This is a genomic window from Arthrobacter sp. Soil_N43, from assembly GCF_057655195.1.
This window is the reverse complement of record NZ_JBDGML010000019.1, coordinates 1-15164: the sequence shown is the minus strand read 5'-3', so window position 1 is coordinate 15164 and position 15164 is coordinate 1. Positions and strand designations below refer to the sequence as shown.

Here is a 15164-nt window from a genome sequence, read left to right as displayed (position 1 = left end):
GCCCAGCGGGTGGACCGAACGCTTCGAAACCACCGGCGGCCAGATCGCCGAACAAGCCGACCGCACCCAGGCCACCGCCGGAGCGACCGGCACCGCCGCCTGGACCTTCAGCACCGCCAAAGCCGTCGCCGCCTGGCGCACCGCCCTCAAACCCGCCGGCTGAGCGTCGCCGACGTCAGACGTGCCCGCAGGCTTCCCGTCAGCCTGCGGGCACGTCGTTGCTGGATTCTGCGCTGTGGCCCGTGACGGGCACAGTGAGGATCACGGCCAGCTAGAACCAGCCGGTCAACCGTGCCCATTGGGTAGAGTTTTCAGGGGATGATGGCCTTCAAGGCACTCCCCCTCTTCCCGGCGCGGCGCTGCGCCCTTTTATTCTTCGAAAGAGCGAAAGCGCTGCAGTGCGCCTTCCTGACCATGAACGGAGCCAGCAATGGCCGCCAAAACCACCGCGGATGCCCCGCCCACGCCTGAACAGCTGCAGTCAGTCAGGGAGACCCTGAAGTCGCCCCGCCGGCTGAAGACCGAAGTCCTCGCCGGCCTCGTCGTAGGCCTGGCCCTCATTCCGGAGGCTATCGCTTTCTCCATCATCGCCGGCGTTGATCCGCGGCTGGGCCTTTTTGCATCCTTCACGATGGCTGTGACGATCTCCTTCGTCGGCGGGCGTCCGGCCATGATCTCGGCAGCCACCGGTGCGATCGCCCTGGTCATTGCCCCGCTGGTGAAGTCCCACGGCGTGGACTACTTCATCGCCGCCGTCGTCCTGGCGGGGATCTTCCAGATCATCCTGGGCCTTTCCGGGGTCGCGAAGCTGATGCGCTTCATCCCGCGCTCGGTCATGGTGGGCTTCGTCAACGCCCTGGCGATCCTGATCTTCATGTCCCAGGTCCCCGAACTGATCAACGTTCCGTGGCTGGTCTACCCGCTTGTTGCCCTTGGCCTGATCACCGTGTTCGGCCTGCCGAAGCTGACCAGGGCGGTGCCGGCCCCGCTGGTCGCCATCGCGGCGCTGACCCTGATCACCGTCTTTGCCTCTATCGACGTCCCCACGGTGGGTGACAAGGGCGACCTGCCCGAGTCTCTGCCGTCCCTGTTCATCCCTCAGGTGCCGCTCAGCCTCGAGACCTTGCAGGCCATCTTCCCGTTCGCCCTGGCCATGGCTTTCGTCGGACTGCTGGAGTCCCTGATGACCGCCAAGCTCGTCGACGACGTGACAGACACCCGCTCGCACAAGTCCCGCGAGGCCTGGGGCCAGGGCGTGGCGAACATCGTCACCGGCTTCACCGGCGGCATGGGCGGCTGCGCGATGATCGGCCAGACCATGATCAACGTCAAGGCCTCCGGAGCCCGCACGCGGATCTCCACCTTCCTCGCCGGCGTCTTTCTGCTCATCCTCGTCGTCGCCCTCGGAGATCTCGTCTCCGTGATCCCGATGGCGGCACTGGTGGCCGTCATGATCTTCGTCTGCTGGGCGACGTTCGACTGGCACAGCATCCACCCGCGCATCCCTGAAAATGATGCCGAAGAGCGAAACCATGGTCATGGCCGCCACCGTCATCGTCGTGGTCGCGACCCACAACCTTGCCATCGGCGTTGGAGCGGGCGTCCTCGTTGCCATGGTGCTGTTCGCCCGCCGCGTGGCCCACTTCGTCACCGTCAAGCGGAACATCACAACCATCGACGGGCAGGAGACGGCCACCTACATCGTGGACGGCGAGCTGTTCTTTGCCTCCTCCAACGACCTCTACACGCAGTTCGAATACGCCATTGACCCCGCCCGCGTCATCATCGACATGCATGCCTCCCACCTGTGGGACGCCTCCACGGTCGCAGCACTGGATGCCATCACCGAGAAATACCGTCACTACGGCAAGGATGTGCAGATCGTCGGCCTGAACGATGCCAGCGCCCTGATGCGTGCACGCCTCGGCGGAAAACTCGGCGCCGGCCACTAAGCCGCGCATGACACAGCCATAAGGAGTGCCCGCCGCCACCCCTGTACACTGGTTGAAGGTGCGCCGGGAAGTCTGGTCGGCAGTGTATTTGCTGACCCAAATTTAGGACTTCCCATGAGCCAGTCACCTCCCCCCGCTCCGCCGCGCCTTACCGTCTTCGCACGCGGCAGCTACGCCGAAGCCCTCCGCATCGGGGAAATCCTGCGCAAGGAAACCGTCGGCGGCGCGCTCCTGGTGGCCGCCGCCGTCATCGCCCTCGTGTGGGCAAACTCCCCCGTCTCCGAGAGCTACTTCGCGCTCCGGGACTTCAAGTTCGGCTACGAGCCCTGGCACCTGAAACTGAGCCTCGGCGCCTGGGCGGCGGACGGACTGCTGGCCATCTTCTTCTTCCTGGTAGGCCTGGAACTCAAGCGCGAGTTCGTGGCCGGCGACCTGCGGCAAGTCAGCAAATCGATCGTCCCCGTGGCAGCGGCGGCCGGCGGGGTCCTGGTGCCGGCCGTCATCTACGCGCTGGTAAACATCAGCAGCCCGGAGACGATCAGGGGCTGGGCCATTCCGACCGCCACGGACATCGCCTTCGCCGTCGCCGTCCTGGCGATCATCGGTTCCCACCTGCCCAGCGCCCTGCGGATCTTCCTGCTTACCCTCGCCGTGGTGGACGATCTGCTCGCGATCAGCATCATCGCCATCTTCTACTCCTCGGACATCCAGACGATTCCGCTGCTGCTGGCCCTGCTGCCCCTGGGACTCTACCTGCTGCTGGCCCAGAAATTCCGCCGGTTCTTCGCGACCCACCATGCTGCGTCCTGGGTGATCCTGCTGCCGCTCGGGATGATTACCTGGGCGCTCGTGCATGCATCCGGCATTCACGCCACCGTGGCCGGTGTGCTCCTCGGCTTCGCCGTCCCGGTCATCCGGTCCCAGGCCAGCGGCGGGCCGCAGGCCGGCCCCGGCCTGGCAGAGATCTTCGAGCACCGGTTCCGCCCGATTTCCGCAGGCATTGCCGTTCCCGTCTTCGCCTTCTTCTCCGCCGGTGTGGCCGTCGGAGGCTGGGACGGACTCAGCTCGGCATTCACTAATCCCGTGGCCGTGGGCATCGTCCTGGCCTTGGTCCTCGGCAAACCGGCCGGCATCATGGGCACCACGTGGCTGCTCACCAAGGCCACCAAGGCACGGTTGGACGGCTCGTTCAAGTGGATCGACGTCTTCGGCGTCTCGCTCCTCGCGGGCATCGGCTTCACTGTTTCGCTTCTCGTGGCAGAGCTGAGCTTCGGCCACGGCAGCCCGCACGATGACCACGCCAAGGTCGGCATCCTCACGGCTTCCCTGCTGGCAGCCCTGCTGGCCACGGCCGTCTTGCGGACCAGGAACCGCCAATACCGGCTGGCCGAAGAAGAGGAAAAGGTCGACTCCGACCACGACGGAATCCCGGACGTCTACCAGGCGGAAGGAAGCAACTGACCGTTACCCCTGGCGGGCTTTCATCCTGGGGTTCTTCTTGTTGATGACGAAGGTCCGGCCGCGGCGCCGCACGATCTGGGCGCCGGGGATTTTCTTCAGGGCACGGAGTGAGTTTCGTACTTTCATGGCATGTTCCTGTCGGGTTAGAGGGATGTGCTGAGTTCAAAAGGGTCGCGGAGGGAGGCGGCGCCCGCCTGCATTTCCGAGCTGGTGAGTTCACACCCGGCCAATAGCTCTGCGGCTTCGCTTTCGGAGACGCCGTCGCCGGTGATGGCCAGGACGGTTCCCCGGTCCCCCACGGCCGCGTCCCAGTCGAGCATCGCGTCGGCGCTGCCCAGGTGATGGCTCGCGGGGTGCAGTTCCCGGTCGGCTGCCCAGGTGCCCGTGCTCTCAAGCCAGACCCGGGGGCCCACTCCGCGGATGGAGATCCTGCACTGCGGCGCCGAGGCAACCCAGAGCCGGCCCCGCAGCCAGCAGTTGGCTTCGGCCAGCCGCGGCAGCGCGTGCCGGAAGCGTTCGGGATGCAGGGGCCTCCGGCTCTTGATGAGAACCGTGTTGAACGGAGCGGCCGAGGCGGCCGGGATCTGCACCGAGCCAGGCGACGAGCGCGCCGATGATTCCGTCCGGTCATGGCGGCCCAGCCTGAAGCTGTCCGTGATTTCGGCGATCTGGGCGTGCGGGGCTAGTTCCCGGGCGAGCCGGACACCCCGGTCCCGGACCGCGTCATCCACGGCCACGAGCTCCGGGGTGACCAGCAGCACCGTGTCGCTGTAGAGCAGTTCCCCGATGAGAAACTCCCCCGGTGTCCGCTCGTCCCTGTGCGCCGGCGTGTACCCCGATTCGAACAGCGTGTGGCCGTCCCAGATCTGGTCTTCAATCGCGCCGGGGTCACAGGCCATCACCGTCGAATTGACGAATAGCCCGGCGCAGCTTCCGGTGAGATCGTCCAGGACGGCGGCAGCGGCCGCGCCCGGGGGCAGGCCCAGGATGACGTGGCTATGGTCCTCGTCCACGAGCCGCCGGACGGTGGGCACGACCTCCAGCCGCAGGGCGCAACTCAGACAACCGTGCTCCAGCGGCGTCTCCTCCCGCTCGGCGAGGAGGCCGTCGCGGAAAAGCCGGCGCAGCACCGTACCGTCCTCATGCAGGTCATGAAGCACCACCGCCGCTCCGGGGTGGGCGGCGGCCACTCGTTCACACGCCTGCTGGCGGCAGAAAACATCCAGGGAGCTGATGACTGTAAGAAGCATGCGCCCAGCCTACATGAGAATCATTCTCAAATGGAAGCTGGCCTCCAGCAGAAACGATGCGGGCTCAGGCGCTCGTGGCGTCCTGCACCTCGCCGACGAGTTCTTCGATGATGTCCTCGAGGAACAGCACGCCGGTGGTGTTGCCGTGGGCGTCGAACACACGGGCCACATGGGCGCCGGTGCGCCGCATCGTGGCCAGGGCGTCCTCGAGATCACTGCCGCTGAAGGCCGACGCCAGCCGGCGGATCCGCTTCACCGGCACCGGACGCGTGAACTTGGCCGGTTCGGTGAGGTCCATGACGTCCTTGAGGTGCAGGTAGCCGGAGGGCACGCCGTCGTCGTCTGTGAGGATGTAGCGGGAGTAGCCGTGCTGCGCGACAGCGCGCTGGATGTCGGACGGAGCCGCGGACGCCGGCAGCAGCACCATCTCGCTGATGGGCACCTCGACGTCCGCCACGGTCTTGGCCGTGAATTCGAACGCTGCCGTGAGCGTGCCGCTGGTGTCCGTCAGCACGCCGTCGCGGGTTGACTGCTCCACGATGTTCGCCACCTCATCCAGGGTGTAGGCGCTGGTGGCTTCATCCTTGGGCTCCACACGGAAAAGCCGCAGGATCGCGTTCGCCACCCCGTTCAGGGTCCAGATGACCGGCTTGAAAATCCGCGCCACCATCACCAGCGGAGGAGCAAGAATGAGCGCGGCGCGGGTCGGCACAGAGAACGAGATGTTCTTCGGCACCATTTCGCCCAGCACCACGTGCAGGAAGGTGACCAGCAGCAGGGCGGTGACGAAGGCGATGATGCCGATGGCCTCGCCGGACAGGGACGTCAGTCCCAGCGGGATCTCCAGCAGGTGGTGGATGGCAGGTTCGGAGACGTTCAGGATCACCAGCGAGCAGACGGTGATGCCCAGCTGGCTCGTGGCCAGCATGAGCGTGGCATGCTCCATCGCCCACAGGGTGGTCTTCGCGGCCTTGCTGCCCGCCTCGGCCTTCGGTTCAATCTGCGAACGGCGGGCGGAGATCACAGCGAACTCGGCGCCGACGAAAAACGCGTTGACCACCAGGAGGACGGCGAGCCAGATGATGCCGGGAAGGTATTCACTCATGGGTCTGCTCCTGGGTGAGGCTGTCAACAATGCGGTCGTGGGCGCTCATGGGCGGCTCCTGCGAGGGACCCGGCGTGAACCGCAGGCGCTGGACATGCGTCCCCACCACGCGCTCAACCCGCAGGATGCCGCCGTCGACGTCCACTTCATCGCCGAGTTCGGGGATCCGATCCAGCCGGTCCGTGACAAAACCGGCAACGGTGTCATACTCCTCGCCGTCAGGTACGGCGATGCCGGTGCGGTCCAGCAGCTCGTCCGGTCGCAACGACGCGTCGAAGGTGACGGAGAGGCCGGTGCGGACCACGCCGGTGCGGGCGCGGTCGTGCTCGTCCTCCAGCTCGCCCACGATCTCCTCCACCAGGTCCTCCAGCGTGACGATGCCGGCGGTTCCGCCGTGTTCGTCGGAGACGATGGCCACCTGCAGTCCCTGCTTGCGGAGCACTCCGAGCAGCGTGTCCACCCCCATGGACTCCGGAACCAGGAGCGGCTTGATCATGAGGTCCCCGGCAGTGACACTGCTGCGCTCCCCGAGGGCGACGGCGAACGCCTGTTTGACGTGCAGCACGCCCAGGACGTCGTCGCGGTCGCGGCCGATGACTGGAAATCGGGAGTAGCCTGTGGCGGTGGCCAGACCGACGATCTCCTCGGCGGTGTCCTCGGAGTGCACGGCCGCCATCCGCACGCGCGGCGTCATGACGTCCGCAGCGCTGTGCTCGGAGAAGCGCAGCGTCCGGTGCAGCAGGGCCGCATGGTCCAGGTCCAGCACGCCCTCAAGCGCGGAGCGGCGGACCAGGGAGCTGAGCTCCTCGGCGCTGCGGGCGCCGGAGAGTTCTTCCTTGGGCTCAATGCCGACAGAGCGGATAAGTGCGTTCGCGGTGTTGTTGAACAGCAGGATCACCGGTTTGAAGACGGCGGTAAACACGGTCTGGAAGGGCACCACGATTTTCGCGGTGGCCAGAGGCAGGGCCAGCGCGAAGTTCTTGGGTACCAGTTCGCCGATCACCATCGAAAAAACGGTCGCGATGAAGATGCCGGCCACGGCCCCGACTCCGGGCACCACCCCTGAGGGAAGCCCGACGGCGAGCAGCGGTCCGCTGAGCATCTTGCTGATGGCCGGTTCAAAGGTATAGCCGGTCAGCAGGGTGGTAAGTGTGATGCCGAGCTGCGCACCGGAGAGATGCGTCGAGGTGATCTTCAGGGCTTTGATGGTGGGCGCGAGCCGCTTCTCGCCGCGGGCCTGGCGCGCCTCGAGGTCGTTGCGGTCCAGGTTCACCAGCGCGAACTCGGAGGCAACGAACAGCCCGGTGCCGACCGTAAGGATCAGGCCGATGCCGATCATGATCCATTCATACATTCGGGCGCCCCTCTCCGATGATGACCGGTGCTCCGGTCACGACGTCGAGGGGCCAGGGCATATGTGAAGGAGGGTCGTCCATAGTGTTCTCCATCCTATCGCCCCAAATCCGCGCTCCGCTCTGGGTGAAATCTGGTGCTGCCTACCGGTACCAGCCCACCGCCCGGTCGTAGCGGCATTCAAGCGCTCCCGAACCTGGCCCAACGCCTCCCCCTGTAGGAAAGTAGATGGCGCCGAAGTCCGCGCCCGCGGCCTCAATCCGTCCCTGCCCCCAGATCTGGGCAGCTTCAAGGTCGGCCTCCGGGACGGGTTCCCGAGTGCTGTGGTCCCCGCCGTAGTGGATATCCAGCTGGTATTCCCCTGGCTGCGACGTGCCGGGGTGATGGGCCGGATCATTCTCATCGCGCCGGCTGATCGCTACCTCGGCGGAGGCGTGGAGGATGGACGGCTTGCTGGCGGCGCCGCCGTGTTCCTGCTGCTTCATCCGCATGCCCGACACCACACTCTCCACGGTGTCTTCCTCTGTCACTACGTAGGCGGAGCCGCTGACGTCGCCCTCTGAGCCGCCGACTTTTTTCAGGTGCTGCCCGAACTGTTCGGAGCTGGATTGTGTGGAGTTCATGCGCCCTCCTTGAGGGTCTTCGCGGCGATTGCCGACGCTTCCCACCCTAGACCTGATACGGGCCGTCACCACCGTGTTCTGGGAATTGAAATTGAAAATGGCAGAGTTTTGCCCCGTCCGCAGCCCCGTTGGGCTGGACGGGTTACTTTGCTGACAGTGCGGGTACGGCGCTAGTAACGTGGAGCATTCGCAAGCCAAGGGCGAACCGGGAGTGGACATCGTGGGCAGCATCGGACAGAGCACCAACGGACAAAGTAATGACGGACAAAGTAATGACGGATCAGGCACCAACAGCCAGGGCAGCAACGGGCAGCGCCATGACAGCCGGCGCACCGACGGAACCATGCCGGCTGGCTGGACCGCGGGCGCGGTGGAGCTCATCCTGGTCCGGCACGGCGAAAGCGAGGGCAACGTGGCCGCCACGGCCGCCCAGGAGTCCGGAGCGGACGTGATCGACGTCCCCGCCCGCGACGCCGACGTCGAACTCTCAGCCACCGGGCGGGAGCAGGTGCAGGCGCTGGGCCGCGCCCTGAGGGCGGTCCCCGAGGAACTGCGTCCCGACGTCGTCATCTCCTCCCCCTACATGCGCGCCTACCAGACTGCCGCGATCGCCGTCGAAACGGCCGGCTGGCCGGTGGCGGTCCGCACCGACGAGCGGCTCCGGGACCGCGAGCTCGGCATTCTGGACATGCTCACCCGGCTCGGCGTGGAGAACCGGCTCCCCGAAGAGGCAGAACGACGGCGGTGGCTGGGCAAGTTCTATTACCGCCCGCCGGGCGGGGAATCCTGGACGGACGTGGCGCTGCGGCTGCGGTCGGTGCTCGGCGAACTGAACGCGCTGGGCAGCGGCCACCGGGTGATGCTCGTGTGCCACGACGCCGTGGTGCTGCTGTTCCGCTACGTCCTGGAGGGCATGTCCGAGCGGGAGCTGCTGGACCTCGCGGCGAGCACGACGGTCCTCAACGCGTCGGTCACCCGGTACGTCCGGCCGGACGGGACGGGGCCGTGGACGCTGGAAAGCTTCAACGTGGCGGAGCACCTCGAGCAGCAGGGCGTACAGGTGACCGAGCATGCAGGGGATGCCAGTGTCCACCCGCGGTGAGTCGCCGTCCGGCACTGCCGGCGCTCCACAGGATTCCGCACCGGCCCTGATCACGCCGTCGCTGCTGCGAGACTGGCCCCTCCCCGCCGCCGGAGCGGACAAGTACTCGCGCGGCGCCGTGCTGGTGATCGGCGGCGCGCGGCGGACTCCCGGGGCCGCGCTCCTGGCGGGAACCGCTGCGCTCCGTGCCGGCGCTGGCAGGCTGACGCTCGCCGTGGCTGAATCCGTGGCCGTGCCGCTGGCCGTCACGCTTCCGGAGTCCGGCGTGATCGGCCTCCGCGAATCCGCGGGCGGCTCCCTCGGCTCCGCCGGCCTCGAGGCCCTGTTCGAGGACTTCGATTCCGCCGACGCCGTGCTGATCGGGCCTGGGCTGGACGACATCGACGGCACAGAGGCGCTGCTGCGCGAGCTGCTCCGGCATGAAACCGGGCGCGCCGCCGCCTCGAAGGCTGATGACGCGAAAGCCGACACCGGCGCCGATACCGACGCCGCAGAGCCCGGCGCGATTATTCTCGACGCCTACGCCCTGGGCTGCCTTCCCAAGCTGCTCGGCGAACTGGGGCCGTGGGCGGGCCGCCTGATCCTTACGCCGAACCCCGCCGAGGCGGCAATCCTCCTGGAGCGGGACACGGACCTGGGCGACGACGACGGCCTGGCCGCCGCCGTCGTCGAACTTGCCGACAAGTACCAGGCAGTGGTGAGCTGCCAGGGGCTGATCGCCCGGCCGGCCGGCGGCACCGCCCCCGAGACCGCGGAGCGATGGAAGATCACCACCGGTTTCGGAGGCCTTGGCACCTCGGGCAGCGGGGACATCCTGGCCGGTGCTATCGCCGGACTCCGGGCACGCGGCGCCACCGACGCACAGGCCGCGTGCTGGGGAACCCATCTCCACGCCGCGGCCGGTGACAAGCTCGCCAGCCGGTTGGGGAGCCTGGGGTTCCTGGCGAGGGAACTCGCAGACGAGCTGCCGTCCCTGATGATGGAACTGAACACGTAGCAGGGCTGCTGATCCTGCTCAGTGCCCCATGCTGGCCTGAATGGCGCGGAGGGAGGCCGCTGCCTTCCGCACCGCGGCACCCGGATCCGCTTCTCCAACAGTGACCTCGTTGACCGCCTTGGCAATGGGCAGTTCATTGATCGCCGCACCGGTAAGGTCGCCTTGGCCCCCCACGATGCCCCACTGCTTGATCTCCTTGACCCCTTCCAAGAGCCCGGCGAGGACATCCTGCTGGAAAATCTTCTCCAGGGATTCCTTCCCGCCGGCCGACAGTGGCATGCTCCGCCAGGCGTCCGCGTATTCGGTCGAGTCGGCCGCCTTCCCGGCACGGACGGGCAGGCGCTCCTCCGGTGCCATGGCGAGCCAGTCGGCGTAGCCGTCACTCATGAGGTACTCCACCAGCTGGCGCGCGTGCTCGGTGTCCGAATCCTTCGTGATGGTCCAGGACGACACCTCGCCGAAGTGCGCGTGCGCGTCGCCCGCACCGAGGATTCCGGTCACGACGCCGGTATTCCTGGCCAGGAATCCTGGGTCCGCGCCGCATTCGGGGCAATTGGGCCGGGCGTCGCTGCGCAGGCCCGCCAGCTCGTCCAGCATGAACGTGGGCCACACCGCCATGGCGGCCTTGCCCGCGAGGTAGGCCGTGCGGACCGTGCCGGTGTCCTGGAGGCCGGGCAGGGAATGGTTTTTCAGCACGTCCTGGTAGAAGCGCAGGGCACCCACGCACTGCGGGCTGTCAAAACTGACCCGGTTCCTGGCATCGGTCATTTCGCAGTCGTTGCCTTGCGCAATGTGCTGGAACGACTGTTGGGTGAAAAGCTGGCCTGCCTTGTTGGCTGCCGCGAAACCTGCCAGCTGCGGGCCGTGCAGCCTCTCCGCCGCCGCTTTGATGGCGCCGTACGTATCAGGGACCCTCAGCCCTGCCTTGGCGAACAGATCCTTCCGGTAATAGAGGACCTGCTGCCAGCTTGAGCCCGGAACGGCCAGTTGCCGGCCGTCCTCCCGCGTCAGTTCGAGCGAGCGAGGGGACCAGGTTCCTTCGCCCAGCCGGCTGACCACTTGGGCGTTGGCATCAGTGTCGATGAGGTTGGCGGCGGCAACGGTGCGGACGTTTCCCAGCGTGATCCCGCCGATAATGTCGGGCAGGTCACCGGCTGCCGCCGATGACGTCAGCATCTGGCTGAACCGGTGGGCGGGGATGCTTACGAGGTCCACCTTCACGCCGCCGGCGTCCGCGAAGTTCTTGAGGATCTCCTTGGTCTTGGCCACCCGGCCGGGAAGGGTGTCCGTGGTCCAGACGGTGAGGCCGGAGGAGTCGGACGCCTCTATGCGGGGAGCGCTGGGCCCTCGGTCCGGGGTGCAGCCCACCACGAATCCTGTGGCCAAGGAAACCGCAGCGGCAAGAACCGCTTTGCCCAGTCCTCTTGTTCTGTTCATCCCGGTGCTCCTGCCGTGGACGTGTTTATCCGCACCGTGGACCTGCGGTACCGGCACGAAGTCCGCGTCACTGCGACCCGTGCCGCAACTCTCGGCTCGTCTTCCAGCGTAGCCAAAGGCAAGGGTGCTGTCAGTAGCTGGACACGGCCAGTAGCCTGACACAGGTGTGGCCCCGGGCCGAGGCCCGGGGCCACACCTTACGGGAGTAATCCGGACGCTTCTGCCTGTGCGCTATTTAGCGCGGTGGCGTGGTCCCGGGCCAACCGCCCCAAAAGGCAGCAATCGCGTTGGCCGGACCCTCCCTGTCCTGCGCGGGCTATGCGGCAATCTCGTGCTTGGACCCCTTTGTTTCAATCTGGATCTTGCGCGGCTGGGCCTTCTCGGCAACGGGAATGCGCAGCGTCAGCACGCCGGCGTCGTAGGTGGCCTTGATGTTTTCGACCTCCAGGGTGTCCCCCAGGATCAGCTGGCGGCTGAAGACTCCGCGTGGACGCTCGGAGGCTATCATTTCGGTGTCCTTGCCTGCCGGGTCGGGGCGCTCAGCCTTCACCGTCAGGACATTCCGTTCAATGTCCAGATCCACGGAGTCGGCCTTTACGCCTGGCAGATCGAAGGCAACAACGAATTCCTTGTCCTCCTGCCACGCGTCCATCGGCATCGCTGCCGGGCGCGCCACTGTGCCCAAGACCTGCTGGGCGAGCCTGTCCAGCTCGCGGAACGGATCGGTTCGCATCAACATGGCTTCCCTCCTCAGGGGTGAGACGGTCTATGCAGTTCCAGCCGATCTATATTGGCTGGTATAGATTTTTTATAGCACCAGAGGCAGGACCGCGCAAGGGCTTTGGAAGATTTTCCGCAGACGGCGCCTCCCGCAAACAGCTGGCATCCGGCAGCCCTGAAACCGCGGCCCCCACTCTTGTCTGCAAAGGCGGGCGCGGGTTATTTTAAGCGTGGGATCAGCTCAAGCAGACAGGGCGCAGAGACCCCGCACCTAGGAGCGCGTCAATGTCGACCATCTCCAACGCCCACCGCCCCGGAGGGATGCAGCGGCCATCCGCCAGCAAACCCTGGTGCTCCGAATGCCATACGGACGAGCACCTGATCGTCGAGTCCATCGAAGCGCTGCATCCCCCGCAAGAGGACCTGGTGGACGTGTCATACACCTGCGTTGAATGCGACTACTTCTACGCCCACCCGGCGAACGTGCACGAGGTTGCGGCTGTCCTTAACCGGCACGGGCAGGTGATGGGCGTCCTGCAGTTCGGCGGTGAGTACTTCCACTGCGGCAGCCCCATGAACTCCGTGAGCTACGGCACCAGCAGCATCCCAGGCGTGGAACTCCCGCGCCGCCACACCATCCACGACGTCCACCTGCCGACCCGCCTGCTGCGGTGCGGCTGCGGCTTTCAAATGGAAGTGCCGGACTGAACCGGCCTCCCGCGCATTAAAGGACAGCGCCGACTCATCCTGGTTGCAAACAACTTACCAAGGGTGCTTAGTAGTTGATACTAATCATGCTTACTATATTGTTGCCAGCAACGATCGAGGAGATGGATTAATGCGCAAGCTGATCGTCCTTACCACTGCCGTACTCGCCGTCTTTGCAGGTTCGTTTTCACTGGCCGCGCCGTCGCATGCTGCAACTTCAGGCTCCCCGTCTTCGGCCCACATGCCGCTCGAGGCCGCGGGAAACGCGCCAGTGGCTGGAACCGCTTCTCCGACCGGTGAATCCTCACCCTCCGCCACACCTTCCGGAAACCCTGCCAATCCGGGGACGGGCGAGCCCGCCGAATCCGAGTCAACCCGCATTAACTATGCCCCGTACTTCATCGGGGCCGTCCTCCTGATCACCCTCGTCGTGGCTCTGGTCTGGTGGCGGCGCCGAGGGAACAAGACGGTGGTCTGAGGTCCTGGCTGTCAGCCGGCAGCCAATCAAATAAGGAGAAAGGGAAATGGTTACTTCAAATCCGGCAGCCGGAGCGAGAAGTCGACTGCAGCTTGCAGCCCAAGTGGTGGGGGCAGTGTTCCTGCTCGTCGGCATCCTGGGCTTCATCCCCGGGATTACCAGCAACTTCGGAGCGCTCGGTATGGCCGGACACACATCAGGGGCGCTGCTCCTCGGCGTTTTCCAGGTTTCCGTCCTGCACAACATCGTGCACCTGCTCTTCGGAGTTGCCGGCCTCCTCTTGGCCCGCACCCCGGCCCAGGCGAAGAGCTTCCTGCTCTATGGCGGAATCATCTACCTCATCCTCTGGCTGTATGGCCTGATCATCAACCTCAACAGCCCGGCCAATTTCGTGCCGGTCAACACCGCAGACAACTGGCTGCACTTCCTGTTGGGCGCTGGCATGGTCGCTTTAGCCCTGCTCCTGTCCCGAGAGGGCGTTCGCACGCCGCGCACTGCCCGGCGCTGACGCTGCGGATAGGCGGTGGCTCCTGCAGTCTTGCGGGGCCACCGCACTCTTACACGCACTTTTGACACTTTTGCGGGACCCCGGCACGGGCTATTCTGATCGTGTCGGTTCCGTGAACCGAATGGTTCCGGCCGGTGCCGCAGCTTTGGAAGCGGGCCCTTGCAACGCGATGCCCAGGAGTGGCAGACGATGTCCGGATATCAGCAACCAGCCGTTTTGACCACCACCGGCGCCACCCCCGCCGTGCCGATACGCAAGGGCCAAATGGTGGTCAAGTGGATCACCACTACCGACCACAAGACCATCGGCTACTTGTACCTGATCACGTCCTTCGTGTTCTTCTGCCTCGCCGGCGTAATGGCGCTGCTCATCCGTGCCGAACTCTTCGAGCCCGGCATGCAGATCCTCGTGACCAAAGAGCAGTACAACCAGATGTTCACGATGCACGGCACCCTCATGCTGCTGATGTTCGCCACCCCGCTCTTCGCCGGGTTCGCCAACGTCATCATGCCGCTGCAGATCGGCGCCCCGGACGTTGCCTTCCCGCGGCTGAACGCCCTGGCCTACTGGTTCTTCCTCTTCGGCTCCACCATCGCCGTAACCGGCTTCATCACCCCGCAAGGCGCGGCGTCCTTCGGGTGGTTCGCCTACGCCCCGCTGAACAACACGACGTTCAGCCCCGGCGTCGGCGGTGACCTGTGGGTCTTCGGCCTGGCGCTGTCCGGGTTCGGCACCATCATCGGCGCCGTCAATTTCATCACCACCATCATCTGCATGCGCGCCCCGGGCATGACGATGTGGCGCATTCCCATCTTCACCTGGAACACGCTGGTCACGGCAATCCTGGTGATCATGGCCTTCCCGCCGCTGGCCGCCGCGCTGTTCGGCCTCGGCGCGGACCGCCGCTTCGGAGCCCATGTCTATGATCCCGAAAATGGCGGCGCCATCCTGTGGCAGCACCTCTTCTGGTTCTTCGGCCACCCCGAGGTGTACATCATCGCGCTGCCGTTCTTCGGCATCGTGTCCGAGATCTTCCCGGTCTTCAGCCGGAAGCCGATCTTCGGCTACAAGGGCCTGGTCTACGCAACGATCGCCATCGCCGCCCTGTCCGTGACCGTGTGGGCACACCACATGTACGTGACCGGTTCGGTGCTGCTGCCGTTCTTCGCGTTCATGACCATGCTCATCGCGGTGCCCACCGGCGTGAAGTTCTTCAACTGGATCGGCACCATGTGGGGCGGTTCACTGACGTTCGAGACCCCGATGCTCTGGAGTCTTGGCTTCCTGGTCACGTTCCTCTTCGGCGGCCTCACCGGCATCATCCTCGCTTCCCCGCCGCTGGACTTCCACGTCTCCGACTCGTACTTCGTGGTGGCGCACTTCCACTACGTGGTGTTCGGCACGGTGGTGTTCGCGATGTTCGCCGGCTTCTACTTCTGGTGGCCGAAGTGGACCGGCAAGATGCTCAAC

General features: G+C 65.8%; 14 protein-coding genes and 1 pseudogene. 8 read left to right on the top strand and 7 right to left on the bottom strand.

All coding sequences use genetic code 11. From position 1 onward, the window contains the following. Nucleotides 1–430 precede the first annotated feature (430 nt). Nucleotides 431–1952 (top strand): annotated as a pseudogene (locus tag AC3A3W_RS00820) (SulP family inorganic anion transporter). Between the two features lie 114 nt (nucleotides 1953–2066). After that, a complete protein-coding gene (gene nhaA, locus AC3A3W_RS00815; protein WP_487439994.1) occupies nucleotides 2067–3413 on the top strand; it encodes a Na+/H+ antiporter NhaA in 1347 nt (448 codons plus the stop codon). A gap of 3 nt (nucleotides 3414–3416) precedes the next feature. On the opposite strand, the gene ykgO is transcribed toward nhaA, so the two are convergent. The 5 genes from ykgO to AC3A3W_RS00790 all read right to left on the bottom strand — a co-directional run bounded on the left by ykgO (nucleotide 3417) and on the right by AC3A3W_RS00790 (nucleotide 7744). Next, a complete protein-coding gene (gene ykgO, locus AC3A3W_RS00810; RefSeq protein WP_011693081.1) occupies nucleotides 3417–3539 on the bottom strand; it encodes a type B 50S ribosomal protein L36 in 123 nt (40 codons plus the stop codon). 17 nt (nucleotides 3540–3556) lie between these two features. Beyond that, a complete protein-coding gene (locus AC3A3W_RS00805; RefSeq protein WP_487439993.1) occupies nucleotides 3557–4663 on the bottom strand; it encodes a GTP-binding protein in 1107 nt (368 codons plus the stop codon). A gap of 64 nt (nucleotides 4664–4727) precedes the next feature. After that, the gene (locus tag AC3A3W_RS00800; protein WP_487439992.1) at nucleotides 4728–5768 is read right to left on the bottom strand and encodes a hemolysin family protein; all 1041 of its coding nucleotides are present in this window, start codon (nucleotides 5766–5768) and stop codon (nucleotides 4728–4730) included. Then, nucleotides 5761–7122, bottom strand: coding sequence for a hemolysin family protein (locus AC3A3W_RS00795; RefSeq protein ID WP_487439991.1), 1362 nt, complete (start codon nucleotides 7120–7122; stop codon nucleotides 5761–5763). Before AC3A3W_RS00795 ends, AC3A3W_RS00800 begins: the two co-directional genes overlap by 8 nt. Nucleotides 7123–7264: 142 nt before the next feature. After that, entirely contained in the window at nucleotides 7265–7744 is a 480-nt protein-coding gene (locus tag AC3A3W_RS00790) for a hypothetical protein (protein ID WP_487439990.1), read from the bottom strand. 343 nt (nucleotides 7745–8087) lie between these two features. On the opposite strand from AC3A3W_RS00790, the gene AC3A3W_RS00785 reads away from it, so the two are divergent. After that, nucleotides 8088–8846 (top strand): histidine phosphatase family protein, encoded by a 759-nt coding sequence (locus tag AC3A3W_RS00785; protein ID WP_487439995.1) that lies wholly within the window; start codon nucleotides 8088–8090, stop codon nucleotides 8844–8846. Next, nucleotides 8824–9843, top strand: coding sequence for an NAD(P)H-hydrate dehydratase (locus AC3A3W_RS00780; RefSeq protein WP_487439989.1), 1020 nt, complete (start codon nucleotides 8824–8826; stop codon nucleotides 9841–9843). The genes AC3A3W_RS00785 and AC3A3W_RS00780 overlap by 23 nt, the downstream gene beginning before the upstream one ends. Nucleotides 9844–9861: 18 nt before the next feature. Here AC3A3W_RS00780 and AC3A3W_RS00775 read toward each other — a convergent pair whose 3' ends face one another. Both AC3A3W_RS00775 and AC3A3W_RS00770 read right to left on the bottom strand, forming a co-directional pair. Then, nucleotides 9862–11280: an ABC transporter substrate-binding protein gene (locus AC3A3W_RS00775; protein ID WP_487439988.1), complete on the bottom strand. Its 1419-nt coding sequence runs from the start codon at nucleotides 11278–11280 to the stop codon at nucleotides 9862–9864. Between the two features lie 316 nt (nucleotides 11281–11596). Next, nucleotides 11597–12019 (bottom strand): Hsp20/alpha crystallin family protein, encoded by a 423-nt coding sequence (locus tag AC3A3W_RS00770; protein WP_487439987.1) that lies wholly within the window; start codon nucleotides 12017–12019, stop codon nucleotides 11597–11599. 266 nt (nucleotides 12020–12285) lie between these two features. Here AC3A3W_RS00770 and AC3A3W_RS00765 point away from each other — a divergent pair, with 266 nt between their 5' ends. From AC3A3W_RS00765 to AC3A3W_RS00750, 4 genes are all read left to right on the top strand, one after another. Further along, nucleotides 12286–12708: a hypothetical protein gene (locus tag AC3A3W_RS00765; RefSeq protein ID WP_487439986.1), complete on the top strand. Its 423-nt coding sequence runs from the start codon at nucleotides 12286–12288 to the stop codon at nucleotides 12706–12708. Nucleotides 12709–12838: 130 nt separating this feature from the next. Next, the gene (locus tag AC3A3W_RS00760; RefSeq protein WP_487439985.1) at nucleotides 12839–13186 is read left to right on the top strand and encodes a LuxR family transcriptional regulator; all 348 of its coding nucleotides are present in this window, start codon (nucleotides 12839–12841) and stop codon (nucleotides 13184–13186) included. Nucleotides 13187–13232: 46 nt separating this feature from the next. Further along, nucleotides 13233–13694, top strand: coding sequence for a DUF4383 domain-containing protein (locus tag AC3A3W_RS00755; protein WP_487439984.1), 462 nt, complete (start codon nucleotides 13233–13235; stop codon nucleotides 13692–13694). Between the two features lie 189 nt (nucleotides 13695–13883). Beyond that, on the top strand, nucleotides 13884–15164 hold a 1281-nt coding region (locus AC3A3W_RS00750; protein ID WP_487439982.1), incomplete at its 3' end, for a cbb3-type cytochrome c oxidase subunit I.